Raw genomic sequence first — 16,925 nt, forward strand, 5'->3', positions numbered from 1 at the left:
CGGGCCGCGCGACGTGCGCGGCCCGGCGGACCGGACCTAGTGGTTGTCGCGCGGCAGGCCCATCGTCTGGGCGATGCGCTGGTATTTCTCGGCACCTTCGAGGATGGCACCGGTTTCCATCTGGCCGACGGTGGCGCGCTGGATTTCTTGCCACGGCGTCTGCGAACGCGGGAAGGCATAGCCGCCCGCCGCGGTCAGCGTGCGGCGCCGCTCGGCCAGTTCCTCATCGGAGATCAGGACATCGGCGCTGCCCTTGCCGAGATCGATGCGAACCCGGTCGCCGGTGCGGATCAGCGCGAGGCCGCCCATCGCCGCCGCCTCGGGGCTGGCATTGAGGATCGACGGCGAGCCTGACGTGCCCGACTGGCGACCGTCGCCGATGCAGGGTAGCGCATGGACGCCTTCGCGGATCAGATAGGCGGGCGGACGCATGTTGACGACCTCGGCGGCACCCGGATAGCCGATCGGCCCGGCACCGCGCATGAAGAGCAGCGTATCAGTGGTGATACCGAGCGACGGATCGTCAATCCGGTGATGATAGTCCTCGGGGCCGTCGAACACGACCGCGGGGCCTTCGAACGCTTCAGGATCGTCAGGATTGCTGAGATAGCGTTCGCGGAATTCCGGCGAGATGACGCTCGTCTTCATGATCGCGCTGTCGAACAAATTGCCACGCAGGACGATGAAGCCGGCATCCTGCAGTAGCGGGGTCGCGAACGGGCGGATGACGCGCTCGTCCTCGATCGTCGCGGTGCGGCAATTGTCGCCGATGCTCTTGCCGTTGGCGGTCATCGCGTCTTCGTGGATCAGGTCCTGCTTCATCAGTTCGGCGACCACCGCTGGCACCCCGCCGGCATGGTAATAATCCTCGCCGAGATACTCGCCGGCGGGCTGAAGGTTGACCATCAGCGGCACCTTGTGACCGTGCGTCTGCCAGTCGTCGATCGGCAGATCGACGCCGATGTGGCGCGCGATCGCGGCGAGGTGGATCGGCGCGTTGGTCGACCCGCCGATCGCCGAATTGACGACGATCGCGTTGTGGAACGCCTCCTTGGTCAGGATGTCGCTAGGCTTCAGATCCTCGGCGACCATGTCGACGATGCGCTTGCCGGTCTTGTACGCGACCTCCTGGCGGTCGCGGTAGGGCGCCGGAATCGCGGCCGAGCCGGGCAGCTGCATGCCGAGCGCCTCGGCGAGCGAATTCATCGTCGTCGCGGTGCCCATCGTGTTGCAATAGCCGGTCGACGGCGCGGACGAGGCAACGAGCTTGATGAAGCCCTCATCGTCGATCGCACCGGTCGCGAGCAGCTCGCGCGCCTTCCACACGATCGTCCCCGAGCCGGTCCGCTCGCCCTTGTGCCAGCCGTTGAGCATCGGGCCCACCGACAGCGCGATGGCGGGAATGTTGACCGTCGCCGCCGCCATCAGGCAGGCGGGCGTCGTCTTGTCGCAGCCGATCGTCAGCACGACGCCGTCGAGCGGATAGCCGTAGAGCACCTCGACCAGCGCCAGATAGGCGAGGTTGCGGTCGAGCCCGGCTGTCGGGCGCTTGCCGGTCTCCTGGATCGGGTGGACCGGGAATTCGAGCGCGATCCCGCCCGCCTCGCGAATGCCTTCGCGCAGCCGTTCGGCGAGCACGAGGTGGTGGCGGTTGCAGGGGCTGAGGTCGCTGCCGGTCTGCGCGATGCCGATGATCGGCTTGCCCGAGCGCAGTTCCTCCAGGCTCAATCCGAAGTTCAGATAGCGCTCCAGATAGAGCGCGGTCATGTCGATATTCTCGGGATTGTCGAACCACGCGCGGCTGCGGAGTTTGGGCAAGTCGGTCATGAGAGGCTTTCCGGGGTAAGCAGGTCGAATATCAGCGAGCGACGGAGATGCGGTAGATCATGGCGTGATGATAGGGCTTGCCCGGATCGACGCGCGCGGAGACGAAATTCGGCTTGTTCGGTGCGTCCGGAAATTTCTGCGGTTCCAGCGCGATACCGTCGCCCATCCGGTAAAGATGGCCGTGCTTGCCGATGAACGTCCCGTCAAGAAAATTGCCGGTGTAGAATTGCACGCCGGGCTCGGTCGACAGGACTTCGAGCACGCGTCCCGAGGCAGGATCCTCGAGCCGCGCGGCCAGCTCGGGCTTGGCGGTGACGCCCTTGTCGAGCGCGAAGTTGTGGTCGTAGCCGTGGCCGTAGCGGATCTGCTGGTCACGGCCGTCGCGAAGCCCTTCGCCGACGATCCGGCCGTTGCGGAAGTCGAACACGGTCCCCTGGACGGGCTGCAGCGCGCCGGTCGGAATCAGCTTGTCGTCGACGGGCGTGATCGCCTTGGCGGGGATCGTCAGTCTGTGGCCGTTCGCGCCCATCGCCGATCCCTCGCCACCAAGATCGAAGATCGCGTGATTGGTCATGTTCACGATCGTCGGCTTGTCGGTCCTGGCATCATAGGCGATGCCCAGATTGCCCGCTTCGTCGAGCGTGTAGGTAACGGTGACGTCGAGATTGCCCGGATAGCCGGATTCGCCATCCGCGCTGCGGTGGCCGAGCACGAGCGTCGCGGTCGGGCCGTCCTTGATCGACAGGACTTTCCACGCGACCTTGTCGAAACCCTTGCCGCCGCCGTGCAGCGAATTGACCTTGTCGTTGAGCGGCAGCTGATAGGCCTTGCCGTCGAGCGTGAAGCGGCCGCCGGCGATGCGGTTGGCGAAGCGCCCGACTGTCACGCCGAAGAAATTGGGATGGTCGACATAGGAGGCGAGGTCGTCATAGCCGAGCACGACGTCGGCGACCTTGCCGGCCCGGTCGGGCGCCATCAGCGATTGCAGCGTCGCGCCGTAGGACAGGATGCGCGCCGAGACGCCGTGCGCGTTGCTGAGCGTGATCGCCTCGATCGCCGTGCCGTCGCGCAGCGCACCCGCGGGGGTCCGCCTGGCCTCGGCCGCGTTCGCCGCCGGCGCTGCCAGGGCGGCTAAAAGAGTTGCCAAGATGATCCCCGTTTTTCCGATTCCGCTCATTCCGGTTCCTATCCTGATCCTCTGACGCCGTTGACGCGCCTTATGGGGGTATATAGTCGGACAATATATTTCTGAGCAAGCCATGCGGGAAAAGACTGATGTTCAGTCGCCGACATGGCACGGAGGATGGACCATTATGGCGATGCCGATACAGACGCACGGGACGATCGCAGGCGCTTCCCCGGGGGCAGGAGGTAGCGCGGCAGGGCCGAGCTACCGATCCGCGCTGACCTTGCTGGCCAGCCTGTTCTTCATGTGGGGCTTCATCACGGTCATCAACAACACGCTGCTGCCGCATCTGCGCAGCGTGTTCGACCTCAGCTACACACAGACCACGCTGATCGAGAGCGTCTGGTTCATCGCCTATTTCTTCGCGTCCATCCCGTCCGCCAAGCTGATCGAGCGCGTCGGCTATCAGCGCGCGATGGTGTTCGGGCTCGCGATGATGGCCGCCGGTGCACTGATGATGGTGCCCGCCGCGCGGCTGCCATCTTATGGCGTGACGCTGTTCGCCCTGTTCGTGATCGCCAGCGGCATCACGCTGCTTCAGGTCGCGGCGAACCCCTATGTCGCGGTCGTCGGCCCGCCCGAGACCGCCTCGTCACGGCTGAACCTGGTCCAGGCATTCAATTCGGCGGGCGCGACGCTCGCGCCCTTGTTCGGCGGCTATCTGATCCTCGGCCGCTCGACCTCGGGCACGGCGGTCGCCGGATCCACTGCGGTACTGACACCCGCCGAGCGGCTTGCCGACGCGCAGTCGGTCGTGCTGCCCTATCTCATCGTCGCGGGCGTGCTGGTCGTGCTCGCGGTCGTCATCGCACGCTTCCCGCTGCCGGCAATGGGGGCGGCGACGCAGCGTTCGGCAAAGGCCGATCGCAAGGGCCTGTCGCTCTGGTCGCATCGCAACCTCGTCCTCGGCATCCCGGCAATCTTCATCTATCTGATCGCCGAGATCGGCGTCGCCAACCTGTTCATCAACTTCGTCAGCCAGCCGCAGATCGGCAATCTCACGCATGAGCAGGCCTCGCATTACCTGTTCGTCCTGTGGGGCGGGATGATGGTCGGGCGGCTGGTCGGCAGCGTCATCATGCGCAGCGTTCCGGCGGAGCACGTCCTGGCGCTGGCCAGCATCGGCGCGTTCGTCGTGATGCTGGTCGCCACCTTCACCACCGGGCACGTCGCGATGTGGGCGCTGATCTCGGTCGGGCTGTTCCATTCGATCATGTTCCCGACGATCTTCACGCTCGGCATCCGCGGGCTCGGACCGCTGACGGAAGAGGGATCGGGGCTGCTGATCATGGCGATCGCGGGTGGTGCGCTGGTGATCGTGCAGGGCTGGCTCGCGGACCGTTATGGCCTGCAGATCTCGTTCCTGCTGACCGCGGCGTGTGAACTCTACATCCTGTTCTACGCCCTCTGGGGATCGCGCGTGACGCATGCGCTGCCCGAGCCGGTCGCGGTCGGATGATCGGGATATCGGCGGTGCGGCGCGTTCAGCGCTGCATCGCCGCCTTCGTATCTTCCAGTGCCAGGTCGACCAGCGTGCGCATCGCGGCACTTGCCGCCGCGGCATCGCCGGCTGCGATCGCGTCATAAACCAGCACATGATCGGGGATCGGGTTGCGGGGCAGCGCGCGGGCGCGTTGCTTGTACTGCGTGGTCCAGTTGACCGCCGCGCCGATGCTGGCGCTCAGCACGATCAGCGCATCGTTCCGCGTCGCGGTCAGCACGGCGTCGTGGAATTCGCGATCCGCCGCGCGGCCCGCCTCGGTCGCGAGCGTGTGGCGACGCATCGCGGTGAGCGCGTCCTTCATGATCTTCAGATCGGCGCGGTCGCGACGCTCGGCCGCCAGCGCGGCGGCGGCCGGTTCGACGATCGCGCGCAGTTCAAACAGGTCGCGGACGAACATGATGTCGGGCTCGGCCGCGAATGCCCAGGCGAGCACGTCGGGATCGAGCAGGTTCCACCGGCTACGGGGCAGGACGCGCGTGCCGATCTTGGGCCGGCTCTCGACCAGCCCCTTGGCAGTCAGCACCTGGACAGCCTCGCGGTACGCGCTTCGCGACACGTCGAGCGTCTTCGAGAAATCGACTTCCCCGGCCAGCGTGTCGCCGGGCGCATATTCGCCCGACAGGATCGCGGTGCCCAGCTTGTGCGCCACCGCGCCGTGAAGGCGGCGGCCGGTCCCCCGGGGGCTGCGTGCTGTTCCGGCGTCGGTCACAATCTCCTGTGGATCGTCGTCGTTGATCGTCATAGCGCCTGCTCCATCATCACGGCGTAACAGTCCGCGTGCCATCAAGGAACGCCAAAAGATTGCTAAATCGGGCCATTGCGCATAAGTCTGAGTATAAGGGAGCTACTATCCATGACTAATATCCAGACGGCCGAGACGGCCGGCAACGACGCGTTCCGTTCGATCGACGCGGCGACGGGGCTCGCGACCGGCGAGGCCTTTGCGGTCCACGGCGCTGATGACGTTGCGACGGCCTGTGCTGCCGCCGACGCGGCATTCGATGCGTATCGCGCGACCGACAATGCAGCCCGCGCGGACTTTCTCGAACGGATCGGCGAAGAGATCGTCGCGCTCGGCGACACGCTGATCGTCACCGCGATGCGCGAGAGCGGCTTGCCGCGCGCGCGGCTTGAGGGCGAGCGGGGTCGTACCGTCGGGCAGCTGAAGCTGTTCGCAGGCGTCGTGCGCCGCGGCGGCTGGATGGGTGTCCGGATCGACCCGGCGCTGCCCGACCGCGCGCCCTTGCCGCGTCCCGACCTGCGGCTGCGGATGATCCCGCTCGGCCCGGTCGCGGTGTTCGGCGCCAGCAATTTCCCGCTCGCCTTCTCGACCGCGGGTGGTGATACCGCCTCCGCGCTCGCTGCGGGCTGCCCCGTCGTCGTCAAGGGTCATCCGGCGCACCCCGCAACCGGCGCGATGGTCGCTGGCGCGATCGAGGCGGCGGTTGCTGCCTGCGGCCTGCCAAAGGGTGTGTTCTCGCATCTGGTCGGCCCCGGCAATGATCTGGGCAGCACGCTGGTCCAGGATCCGCGGATCGCTGCGGTCGGCTTCACCGGGTCGCGCGCTGGCGGCCTGGCACTCGTCAAGCTGGCGCAGGCGCGCGACGTGCCGATCCCCGTCTATGCCGAGATGTCGAGCATCAATCCCGTCGTGCTGCTGCCCGAGGCGCTGAAAGCGCGCGGCGCGGCGCTGGGTACGGCGTTCGTCGGGTCGCTGACGATGGGCGCGGGGCAGTTCTGCACCAATCCCGGTCTGGTCCTCGCGATCGAAGGCGACGGGCTTGATGCGTTTGTCGCCGCAGCGGCGACCGCGCTTCCCGACGCACCGGCTGCGACCATGCTCACCGGCGGCATCCATGCCGCGTACCAGAAGGGCGTCGAGGCGCTCGCGGGCCATGACGCGGTCAAGACGATCGCACAGGGCAAGGTCGGCGAAGGTGTCGCACAGGGGCAGGCGGCGTTCTTCGAAACCACCGCTGCACAGTTCCTGAGCGATGCGGCGCTGGGGCATGAGGTGTTCGGGGCGTCGTCGCTGCTGGTGCGCTGCGCCGACGAGAACGAGCTCCACGCCGTGCTGCGCGCCGCGGAAGGTCAGCTGACCGCGACGATCCAGATGGACGCGGGCGATGCCGGGATGGCGTCGCGCCTGATCCCGCTGCTCGAGCGCAAGGCCGGGCGGATCCTGGCCAATGGTTGGCCGACGGGTGTCGAGGTCGCGCATGCGATGGTCCATGGCGGACCGTTCCCGGCGACGTCGGACGGTCGCACCACCTCGGTCGGCAGCCTGGCGATCGACCGTTTCCTGCGGCCGGTATCCTACCAGAACCTGCTGCCGGAATTGCTGCCCGCCTGCGTGCGTGACGACACGGACGCGCCGCGGCTGATCGACGGCGTCGTCGCCGGCTGACCCGCCAATTCCCCGCATGATGACGTCCGGGCGAACCGTAACAGCGGCACCCGGAAAGGAGAGGATGATGAGCTTGCGCCTGTTGCAGCATGTTGGCGTCGACGGCACGCGATCGGTGATCGCGGCCACCAGCGCCGGGGCGGCGTTTGTTACCGGCGTAGATAGCGTCTGTGCGCTTGCCGAGCGCGCGATCGCCGATGGCACCGATCTCGCCGGCGCGGTTGCGGCGTATGGGACGGGCGCCAGCGTCGACATCGCGGCCGAACTGGCTGCCGGTCGGCTGATGTCGCCGATCGATCATGTCGACCCGGCGCATGTCGTCATGACGGGTACCGGGCTGACGCATCTCGGCTCGGCCGAGGGACGCGACAAGATGCACCGTGCCGCGGCGGATGCGGAAAAGCAGACCGATTCGATGCGGATGTTCCTGGAAGGGGTCGAGCGCGGCAAGCCGGGGCCGGGGGAGCGCGGTCAGCAGCCCGAATGGTTCTACAAGGGTGACGGTTCGGGGCTCGTCGCGCCGGGCGCGGCGCTCGAGATGCCTGATTTTGCCGAAGATGGCGGCGAGGAGCCCGAGCTTGCCGGGATCTACCTGATCGGGGCTGACGGCACGCCGTTCCGGCTCGGCCTGTGTCTGGCCAACGAGTTCAGCGATCACGTGACCGAGCGGCACAATTATCTGTGGCTCGCGCATTCCAAGCTGCGCCAGGCGTCGCTCGGCCCGGAGCTGCTCGTCGGCACGCCGCCCGAGCATGTCGAGGGGATGAGCCGGATCCACCGCGACGGCGCCGTCCTGTGGGAGAAGCCGTTCCTGTCGGGCGAGGCGAACATGTCGCACAGCATCGCCAATCTCGAGGCGCATCATTTCAAATATGATCTGTTCCGCCGCCCGGGCGACATTCATGTCCATTTCTTCGGGACCGCGACGCTGTCGTTCGCCGAGGGCGTGACGACGCGCGAAGGCGACGTGTTCGAGATCGAGGCCGCGCCCTTCACGCTGCCGCTGCGCAACACGCTGACCAGGGCCGCGCCGCGGTTGGTCTCGGTAAAGGCGCTCTGAGCGTGGCCGCCATTCGCATCGCCGTCGTCGGCATGGGCAAGATCGCCCGCGACCAGCATCTCCCGTCGATCGCGGGCAACACCGAATTCGAGCTCGTCGCCAGCGTCAGCCCGCGGGATCCGGGCGTCGAGGGCGTCGCCAACTTCAAGTCGCTGGAGGCGCTGCTCGCCGACGGTCCGGCGATCGACGCGATCGCGCTCTGCACGCCGCCGCAGGTGCGCTATTCGCTCGCCGCGATGGCGCTCGATAAGGGCCTGCATGTGTTCCTCGAAAAGCCGCCGGGCGCGACACTCGCGGAGGTCGACGCGCTCGAGGCCCAGGCAGCACAGACCGGCGCGACGCTGTTCGCCGGCTGGCATTCGCGGTTCGCGGCGGGTGTCGCACCCGCCAAGGCCTGGCTGGCCGACCGTCGCATCGACCGCGTGTCGATCGTCTGGCGCGAGGACGTACGCGTATGGCATCCCGGCCAGGCGTGGATCTGGGAGCCGGGCGGCCTCGGCGTATTCGATCCGGGCATCAATGCCTTGTCGATCGCGACCGAGATCCTGCCCGAGCCGTTCTTCCTTGCGTCTGCGACCCTGTCGACACCGGCCAATCGTGCCGCGCCCATTGCTGCAGATCTCGCCTTTCGCAGCGCGTCGGGCACGCCGATCACGATGGATCTCGACTGGCGCCAGACGGGCCCGCAAAGCTGGGACATCGTCGTCGACACCGATGCCGGTACGCTCCGTCTCGCCAGAGGGGGCGCCGTACTCACACTGCCCGAGGGCAGCAGCGAGCATGACGATGCCGAATATGCCGGGCTCTATGCGCGTTTCGCCGCCCTGGTCCGCGACGGGCGCAGCGAGGTCGACACGACCCCCTTCACGCTCGTGGCCGACGCGTTCCTACGCGGCACCCGCGTCTCGGTCGCGGCGTTTGACGACTAGGGCAATGGCCCGCGGTCCAGTTCGGCCGCGGGATTAGAGCCTCAGGCCGAGACCGACGCCGAAGACGAGCGGATCGAGATTGATCTTCACGTTCTGCGTACCGATTGCCGTCGTGCGCAGTCGGGCGCTCGTGTCGATGTCGATATATTTGACGTCGAGGTTGAGAAAGACCTTCGGCGTGATGTCGACGTCGACCCCGGCCTGCGCCGCCCAGCCGAAGCTGTCCTTCATACGCACCCGCGTCCGCCCGACCGCCTTTTCGAGACCCGCCGAGGCATCCTCGTTCCAGAACATCGTGTAGTTCAGCCCGGCCCCGACATAGGGACGGATCGAGCCGCGCGGGTTGAGGTGATATTGCGCGGTCAGCGTCGGGGGCAGCACCCAGGTCGAGGCCAGCTTGCCGATCGATCCGGTCGTCCCGCTACGCCCGCTGGCGCTGTGCTTGGTCGTCGCGGCGATCAGTTCGAAGCCGATCTGGTCGGTGGCCATATAGGTGACGTCGACCTCGGGCATCGCGCTGTTGTCGACGCTGACGCGCTCGCCGGGGAAGGTCGGGAGGATCCCGCCCGAGCGTTCGTTCGGAGCGACGACGATCGCGCGCAGGCGGACGAGCACGTCGCCGGCCTTGATACCGGTGCGCGGTGCCGGGTCCTGCGCCATGGCCGGCGTGGCGATGCCGAGGCCGGCGGCGGCTAGAACTACGCCGATGGAAAGATGCTCCATTGCCCGACTCCTGATTGGGATGCGTTCGGGCTAGGCGTGCGGCGAGGCGGGGGCGTTGATCACGGCCAAACGCGGATTTGATGCCGATCAAAGACCAGTCGAAGGGGACATCGCACCCATCATCGCATGTGGACCTATCACCCCGAACTGCTCGCGACACCCGTGCCGCGCTACACCAGCTATCCGACCGCTGCCGAATTCGGCGACGATGTCGGTCCGGTCGACATGGAGGAGGCGCTGGCGGCGATCGCGCCGGGGACGGTCGTTTCGCTGTATCTGCACATCCCCTATTGCCGGGACATATGCTGGTATTGCGGATGCAATACGGGGGCGGCGAACCGCGCCGCGCGGCTCGCCACCTATGTCGAACGGCTCGAACGCGAGATCGCACTCGTCGCGCAGCGGGTGACTGGCGTCCGCGTGGGACGGATCGCATTCGGCGGCGGCAGTCCGAACGCGATTCCGCCGGCGGCGTTTCTCCGGCTCGTCGAAAGCGTCAGGACGGCGTTCGACTGCACCGATGCGATACTATCGGTCGAGGTCGATCCGCGTGGCTTCGACCGCGACTGGGCGGGGGCGATCGGGCGAGCAGGGGTGTCGCGGGTCAGCCTCGGCGTCCAGACGCTCGACCCGCAGGTCCAGGCGGCGATCGGGCGCGTGCAGCCGTCGGAGGATATCCGTCGCACGACATCGCTCCTGCGCGAGGCCGGTGTCGGGTCGATCAATTTCGATCTCATGTATGGCCTGCCGCGACAGTCCGAGCAGAGCCTGCGGGCCAGCATCGTCGAGAGCATCGCGATGGCCCCCGACCGGCTCGCGGTGTTCGGCTATGCGCATGTCCCGCACCTCGTACCGCGCCAGCGACGTATCGTCGCGGACGGGCTGGCGGGGACGGCGGAGCGCTTTGCGCAGGCGGCCCTGGCGCATCGCTTGCTGGTCGATGCCGGCTATGATCGGGTCGGGTTCGACCATTTCGCCCGACCGGCCGATGCGCTCGCGCAGGCGGCGGCGAGCGGCGGCCTGCGCCGCAACTTCCAGGGATTCACCGAAGACCCGGCGGAGATCCTGATCGGTCTGGGCGCCAGCGCGATCAGCGATTTCCCCGACCGGATCCTGCAGGCCGAGAAGAATACGGGGCGCTACGGCATGCGGATCGATGCCGGAGCCCTTGCAACCTGTCGCGGGCTGCGGCGCAGCCCCGAAGACAGGCTGCGCGGCCGGGCGATCGAGACGATCCTGACCCGGGGCACGGCCGACCTGACCGCACTGGATGGCGGGGCCGATATCCGTATTCGGCTGACGCCGTTCGAACGGTACGGGCTGATCGCCTGGGAGGGGAGCGTGCTCCGCCTGAGCGAAGACGCGCTTCCCTATGCACGCGTCATTGCGAGCAAGCTCGACGCGTACCGGCAGACCGCGTCGGCACGGTTCAGCCATGCGGTCTAGCGCGGCGGGCGAGGCGATCGTGACGCTGCCGCCGCGCTGTGCCGCCTGCAACGTACGCGACGATGCGCTGTGTGCGACGCTCGAAGACGCGGGCCTGGTCGCGCTGCACGGGATCGGCCGACGGCGGACGTTGCCGGCAGGGCAGGTGCTGGTCTGGAGCGGGGATCCGAACGCGATCTGCGCCACCGTCGTGTCGGGCGTGCTGAAGGCGATGCGCGCGGGGCCGGAGGGTCGCGAACACATTGTCGGCCTCGCCTTTGCCGGAGATTTCGTCGGCGACCTGTTTGCCGACACCGCGAACGAGACGATCCGGGTGATGACCGATGCGGAGCTGTGCGTGTACCCGCGCGCGGCGCTGCAAAAGATGCTCGACGCGCATCCGGCGATGGAACGCCTGTTGCTGCACCGCGCGCTCGGTGCGCTCGACGATGCGCGGATGTGGATGTTGATGCTGGGACGCAAGGCCGCGGGGGCGCGGATCGCCACGTTCCTGCTGGAAATGGCACGGCGGATGGGTCAGCCGGGCCCGGCCCGCTTCGACCTGCCGATGAGCCGGTCGGAGGTCGGTGCGCTGCTGGGGATGACGATCGAGACCGTCAGCCGGCAGATGACATCCCTGAAGCGCCGCGGGGTCGTTGCCCTGCCGGGCGGGCGCGGCGTCATCATCCTCGATCGGGCGCAGCTCGCGCGGGCCGCGGCAGGCTGAGCGACAGCGCCCGGAGCCGCTGCTAGGCGGCGCTGCGCCGGTCCAATCCCGCCTGTGTCAGGTCGAAACGCCGGGGGCAGAGGGCGACGAGCGCCGGGCGGTGGCTCACGAGGATCAGCCCCTGTCCGGTCGTGTCGAGGCGCTGCGCCAGTCTGACCGCGAGCAGCCTTTCGGTCGTGCGGTCCAGCCCCTCGCTCGGCTCGTCGAGCACGAGCCACGGCGCGAGCGAGCAATAGGCACGCGCCACCGCGAGACGGCGTCGCTCCCCGCCCGACAGCCGTGCGCCGTTTTCACCGACCCACGCGTCGAGTCCGTGATCGAGCGCGCGAACCCGATCGTCGAGCACCGCGTCGTGCAGCGCCCGCCACAGCGTGGCATCGTCGGCATCCGGGTTGGCCAGCATCAGATTGTCGCGCACCGTCCCCGACAGCAGCGCGGCATCCTGTGGTGCCCAGGCGAAGCTGCGCCGCGATATCTCTGCCGGGATCAGGCCGATATCATCTCCGTCCAGCCAGATCTCGCCAGGCGCGCTCGGCCGCAACGACAGCATCTTTTCCACGAGCGTCGTCTTGCCGATCCCCGAGGGGCCGGTCAGCGCGACCCGATCGCCCCGCCGCACGTGACACATCCCCGCCGGCAGGACGAAGTGCAATGCGCTACGGCTAGGACCGGCTGTGTTCGGCAAGGCGCGCGGAGATGCATTCTCCAGATAAGTCTCTGCGCCCTCGTGCGTTTTCAGGATATCGTCGAGCCGGTCGCGTGCCGCGCGCATGCGGCCCCGCTCGATCATCGCGCGCAGCACCGGCGTGCCCGCATCGATCGTCATCGCCGCTGCCAGCGCCGCCAGCGCAGCCCGTGGCGCCCCCGATCCTGCCGACAGGATCGCGGCGCCGGCGGCGGCGATACCGACGGCCGTCGCATGCAGCAGGTCCAGCCATCCGGCGGCTTCTGCCTGCGCACGCTGCGCGGCGGCGAGCGCACGACTTCGATCGTCGACCTGCGCAGCGGCCCAGGGCTCGAGTCCGAAGCATTGCAGTTCCGGGGCGGCATCGGCAAGGCCTGCGAACGTCTCGCGAAGCGCCCCGGCAGCATATTGCACCGCCTGGCCGAGCGGCGCGCTACGACGGGCAAGCCGGTCGGCAATGATCAGGAGCACCGCCATGCAACAGGCGGTGGCGATCGAGGCTGCGACGCTGCCCAGCGAAACGAGCCCAAACCCCGCGATCAGCGCCGCGGCGACGCCCCAGGGCGCGGACTGCCGTACGAACTGCATCTCCATCGCATCGACGTCGCCGATCAGCCGGGCGGTCGCTTCGCCCGTCCCGAAGGCGAGCGCGGTCCCAGCGGGCTGTGCTGCGAGCGCGCGGAAAATGGCCGGGCGTATCCGTGCGAGCGCGCCGAACGCCGCCTCGTGGCTGGCGAGGCGCTCGCCGTAGCGTGCGCCAGTCCGCAGGATGGCAAGAAGCCGGATCCCCGCGCTGGGCAGCATGTAGTTGAACGCGAGCGCTGCCGCCGGGCCCGCCAGACCGGCGATCGCGGCGGCGGTGATGAACCAGCCCGACAACCCGAGCAGCAGGACCGACGCTGCCGCGACCACTGCGGCGAGCAGCGCGGCGCGTGCGAGAAGTAGGCGCTGCGCACCTCGCTCCTGCGCGAGCAACCTGTCGAGTGGACCAGTCATGCGGGGTCTCCAAGCCGGACCACATGATCGGCGATGCCGACCAGGCGGTCGCTATGCGTCGCGATCAGCGTCGTCCGGCCGCGACAGGCCGCCACGATCGTCGTGACCAGCGCAATCTCCGACAGCGCATCGAGATGCGCCGTCGGCTCGTCGAGCAGCAGGATCGGTGCCGGCTTGAGCATGGCGCGCGCCAGGGCAAGCCGCCGCCGTTCGCCACCGGACAGCCCGCCGCCGCGCGCATCGAGCCGCGTGTCGAGACCGGCGGCCATCCGACCGCCGCCGCGTGCCATCAGCATCGGCCGAAGACCGGCCTGCACCACCGCGCGGTCGATCGCATCGTCGGTGGCGTCGGGGCAGGCAAGCCGCAGGTTTTCGCGGATCGTTCCGGCGATGATCAACGGATGCTGGCCAGCCCAGGATGCGGACGGCGCGAGCGAACCGCCGGGTGGGAGCCGCTCGCCGTCGATCAGGACATCGCCCGCGACCAGCGGCGCGAGGCCGAGCAGCAGGTGCAACGCGCTGGTCTTGCCGCTGCCCGATGGTCCGGTCAGCACGACGATGCGGCCGGGCGGGACGTCGAACATCAGGTCGGACACCGCGCAGCGTTCCGCGCCGGGATAGCGGATCGCGACCGACCTGAACGCCAGTGCGGGCAGAACGGGCATATCGGGACGCAGAGCGTGTGGCGTCGCTGGCAGCGACGCCGGCATGGGGGAGGCGGGCGCGGGCAGGGCGATCAGGCGATCCGCCGCCGTCTCGGCCGCCTGCTTGTCGTGATAGGCGGCGGCGAGACGGCGCATCGGCGCGTAGAATTCGGGCGCGAGTGCCAGCACGAAGAAGGCGCGGCCAAGATCGAGCTGCTCGGGCACCGGGAAGGGCAGGAGGTGGAGCAGGTTGAAGCCGCAATAGACCGCGACCAGCGCGACCGAGAGCGCGGCGAAGAACTCCAGCGCGCCCGAGGACAGGAAGGCGACGCGCAGCACGCCCATCGTCCGCGCCGCCAGTTCGTCCGCTGCGATCCCCAGCGCGTGCGCCTCGCGGTCCTCGGCGCCGAACGCAAGGACGACCGGCAGCGCCCGCACCCGGTCCGCGAACCGCCCGGTCAGCCGGGCCAGCGCAGTGAACTGGCGCCGGGATTTTTCTGCGGCCGCGCCCCCCGCAAGCGCCATCGCGACGATGAATGGTATGAGCGTCACGACCAGGATGCCCGCGGCGACGGGGCTGGCCAACGCGGTCGCGAGCAGGATCAGGAAGGGCGCGATGGCGCCTGCTTTGCGCGCGGGCAGGAATCGCGCGATATAGCCGTCGAGCGCGTCCACCTCGTCTACCACCGCGGCCATCAGGACACCCGTGGTCGTCGGCGCACCGGGGTCGCGGTGCAGCGCCGACGCGACGATCCGGCGACGCAGCGTCACCTTGGCGTTCTCGGCCTGGCGGGCGCCCCTGCGCGTCGCCAGCATGACGACGAGACCGCGAAGGCCGCCGGACAGGACGACGAGCATTACCCAGGGCAGGACCGCGGCGGCACCGGCCGGAACCGCGACGATCGCCCCCGCCAGGCCGCCGGCAAAGCCGATTGCGGCAACGCTGTCGAGCATGAGCCACGCCGCCGCCGCATCGCCGCGGCGACCGCCCTGGGCGATGGTCTTGAGCCACTGGCGACGCGCGCGGGGCGTCGGGTCGGTGGATGCGAGGTCGCTCGAAGATAGTGCCGTCATGGACGTGCTTGTCGCGTATTGCCGTTCGTCTGGTCTTTGACCGCGGTCAATGTTCTGACCGGCCGCGCAACTTACGCCCCGACCAAACCGGCATGTTCGCCGGGGGGGAGACCGTTCCATGGACCTCGGGGTCATCGACCTGTCGCGGCTGCAGTTTGCGCTCACCGCGCTCTATCATTTTCTCTTCGTGCCGCTGACGCTGGGCCTGTCGATGATGCTGGTCATCATGGAATCGGTCTATGTCATGACGAACCGGCCGATCTGGCGCGTGATCACGCGCTTCTGGGGGCGGATCTTCGCGATCAACTTCGTGCTGGGGGTGGCTACGGGGCTGACGATGGAATTCCAGTTCGGCACGAACTGGTCGTATTTCTCGCATTATGTCGGGGACATATTCGGCGCGCCGCTCGCGATCGAGGGGCTGATGGCGTTCTTCCTCGAAGCGACGTTCGTCGGCATCATGTTCTTCGGCTGGGGGCGACTGTCGAAGCTCGGGCATCTGCTCGTCACGGCCATGGTGGCGCTCGGCACCAATCTGTCCGCGCTGTGGATCCTGATCGCGAACGGCTGGATGCAGAATCCGGTCGGCGCGACGTTCAATCCCGAAACGATGCGGATGGAGGTCACCGATTTCGGCGCCGTCCTGTTCAACCCGATCGCACAGGCCAAGTTCGTCCACACGGTCAGCGCGGGCTATGTCTGCGCGGCGGTGGTCGTGCTGGGCATCAGCGCCTTCTGGTTGCTGACCGACCGCTACAAGGGCGTGGCACGGCGATCGATGACGGTGGCGGCAGCCTTTGGCCTGGCCGCGTCGCTGTCGGTGGTCGTGCTGGGTGACGAGAGCGGCTATGCCCTGACTGACAACCAGAAGATGAAGCTCGCCGCGATCGAGGCGGCCTGGCACACGGCACCGGCGCCGGCCGGTCTGACGCTGTTCGGCGTACCCGACGTCGCCGCCCGGGAAACCCGGTACGAGGTTCAGATCCCCTGGGTCCTCGGGCTGATCGCGACGCGCAGCCTCGACGGCACCGTCACCGGCATGTCCGAACTGGTGCTGAAGGCGCAGGAGCGGATCACGTCGGGCGTGGTCGCCTATGACGCGGTCGAACGGCTCAAGACCGACCCCGCCAACGTCGCGCAGCGCGCACGGTTCGAGGCGCACAAGCGTGATCTGGGCTATGCCTTGCTGCTGAAGCGGCATGTCGCGGATCCGCGCACTGCCAGCCTCGCACTGATCGCTTCCACGGCATGGGACGTGGTGCCGAACGTACCGCTGATGTTCTGGAGCTTCCGGATCATGGCCGCGATCGGGGTCCTGATGATCGCGCTGTTCGGTGCGGCGTTCGTCCTGACGTCGCTCCGCCTGCACACGCAGACGCGGTGGTTCCTGAAACTCGCGGTGCTCGCGATCCCCTTGCCCTGGATCGCGATCGAGCTGGGCTGGATGCTTGCCGAGATCGGCCGCCAGCCCTGGGCGATCGAGGGCGTGCTGCCGACCTTCCTTGCCGCATCCTCGCTGACGCGCGGGGTCCTGTGGACGACGATCATCGGTTTCACTGCAATCTACGGGACGCTCGCGGTCATCGAGGTCCGCCTAATCCTCGCGACGATCCGCAAGGGGCCGTTCGAGCATGACGAGGACGCTTATCCGGTGCCCGATGCCGGATCGGCAGGGCGCGGCGCCGCGCGCCCCGTTGCTGCTGACCCGATCCCCGCCTGACCCCTTTTCGCCTGATCC

General features: G+C 68.1%; 13 protein-coding genes. 7 read left to right on the plus strand and 6 right to left on the minus strand.

The annotated features are described in order from the left end of the window. Positions 1–36 precede the first annotated feature (36 nt). Together C8J24_RS12825 and C8J24_RS12830 are read right to left on the minus strand one after the other, a co-directional pair. On the minus strand, positions 37–1,827 hold the full coding sequence (locus C8J24_RS12825; RefSeq protein WP_107932959.1) for an IlvD/Edd family dehydratase: 1,791 nt from the start codon (positions 1,825–1,827) through the stop codon (positions 37–39). A 31-nt stretch (positions 1,828–1,858) separates the two neighbouring features. Then, positions 1,859–3,004 carry an aldose epimerase family protein gene (locus C8J24_RS12830; protein ID WP_107932961.1) on the minus strand — a complete coding sequence of 382 codons (1,146 nt, stop codon included), beginning with the start codon at positions 3,002–3,004 and terminating at the stop codon, positions 1,859–1,861. Between the two features lie 136 nt (positions 3,005–3,140). Here C8J24_RS12830 and C8J24_RS12835 point away from each other — a divergent pair, with 136 nt between their 5' ends. Continuing rightward, complete coding sequence (locus tag C8J24_RS12835) at positions 3,141–4,472, plus strand: sugar MFS transporter (protein WP_107932963.1); 1,332 nt, start codon at positions 3,141–3,143, stop codon at positions 4,470–4,472. Between the two features lie 25 nt (positions 4,473–4,497). Here C8J24_RS12835 and C8J24_RS12840 read toward each other — a convergent pair whose 3' ends face one another. After that, entirely contained in the window at positions 4,498–5,259 is a 762-nt protein-coding gene (locus C8J24_RS12840; protein ID WP_056407587.1) for a FadR/GntR family transcriptional regulator, read from the minus strand. A 111-nt stretch (positions 5,260–5,370) separates the two neighbouring features. On the opposite strand from C8J24_RS12840, the gene C8J24_RS12845 reads away from it, so the two are divergent. From C8J24_RS12845 to C8J24_RS12855, 3 genes are all read left to right on the plus strand, one after another. After that, entirely contained in the window at positions 5,371–6,924 is a 1,554-nt protein-coding gene (locus C8J24_RS12845; RefSeq protein WP_107932965.1) for an aldehyde dehydrogenase (NADP(+)), read from the plus strand. Between the two features lie 67 nt (positions 6,925–6,991). Then, the gene (gene araD1, locus C8J24_RS12850) at positions 6,992–7,984 is read left to right on the plus strand and encodes an AraD1 family protein (protein ID WP_107932968.1); all 993 of its coding nucleotides are present in this window, start codon (positions 6,992–6,994) and stop codon (positions 7,982–7,984) included. Between the two features lie 2 nt (positions 7,985–7,986). Beyond that, positions 7,987–8,913 (plus strand): Gfo/Idh/MocA family protein, encoded by a 927-nt coding sequence (locus C8J24_RS12855; RefSeq protein WP_107932970.1) that lies wholly within the window; start codon positions 7,987–7,989, stop codon positions 8,911–8,913. A 33-nt stretch (positions 8,914–8,946) separates the two neighbouring features. Here the strand turns inward: C8J24_RS12855 and C8J24_RS12860 are convergent, their stop codons facing one another. After that, the gene (locus tag C8J24_RS12860; protein ID WP_107932972.1) at positions 8,947–9,636 is read right to left on the minus strand and encodes an OmpW/AlkL family protein; all 690 of its coding nucleotides are present in this window, start codon (positions 9,634–9,636) and stop codon (positions 8,947–8,949) included. Between the two features lie 126 nt (positions 9,637–9,762). Here C8J24_RS12860 and C8J24_RS12865 point away from each other — a divergent pair, with 126 nt between their 5' ends. After that, positions 9,763–11,082: a radical SAM protein gene (locus C8J24_RS12865; RefSeq protein ID WP_107932974.1), complete on the plus strand. Its 1,320-nt coding sequence runs from the start codon at positions 9,763–9,765 to the stop codon at positions 11,080–11,082. Then, positions 11,072–11,788: a Crp/Fnr family transcriptional regulator gene (locus tag C8J24_RS12870; protein WP_107932976.1), complete on the plus strand. Its 717-nt coding sequence runs from the start codon at positions 11,072–11,074 to the stop codon at positions 11,786–11,788. The genes C8J24_RS12865 and C8J24_RS12870 overlap by 11 nt, the downstream gene beginning before the upstream one ends. Before the next feature lie 22 nt (positions 11,789–11,810). Here the strand turns inward: C8J24_RS12870 and C8J24_RS12875 are convergent, their stop codons facing one another. Together C8J24_RS12875 and cydD are read right to left on the minus strand one after the other, a co-directional pair. Further along, positions 11,811–13,469, minus strand: a complete 1,659-nt coding sequence (locus C8J24_RS12875; RefSeq protein ID WP_107932978.1) for an amino acid ABC transporter ATP-binding/permease protein — start codon at positions 13,467–13,469, stop codon at positions 11,811–11,813. Next, a complete protein-coding gene (gene cydD / locus C8J24_RS12880) occupies positions 13,466–15,187 on the minus strand; it encodes a thiol reductant ABC exporter subunit CydD (protein WP_107932980.1) in 1,722 nt (573 codons plus the stop codon). Before cydD ends, C8J24_RS12875 begins: the two co-directional genes overlap by 4 nt. A gap of 118 nt (positions 15,188–15,305) precedes the next feature. On the opposite strand from cydD, the gene C8J24_RS12885 reads away from it, so the two are divergent. Continuing rightward, entirely contained in the window at positions 15,306–16,907 is a 1,602-nt protein-coding gene (locus tag C8J24_RS12885; protein WP_107932982.1) for a cytochrome ubiquinol oxidase subunit I, read from the plus strand. The last annotated feature ends 18 nt before the right edge of the window (positions 16,908–16,925 follow it).

The organism is Sphingomonas aerolata, assembly GCF_003046295.1.
In the GTDB taxonomy this organism is placed as follows: domain Bacteria; phylum Pseudomonadota; class Alphaproteobacteria; order Sphingomonadales; family Sphingomonadaceae; genus Sphingomonas; species Sphingomonas aerolata.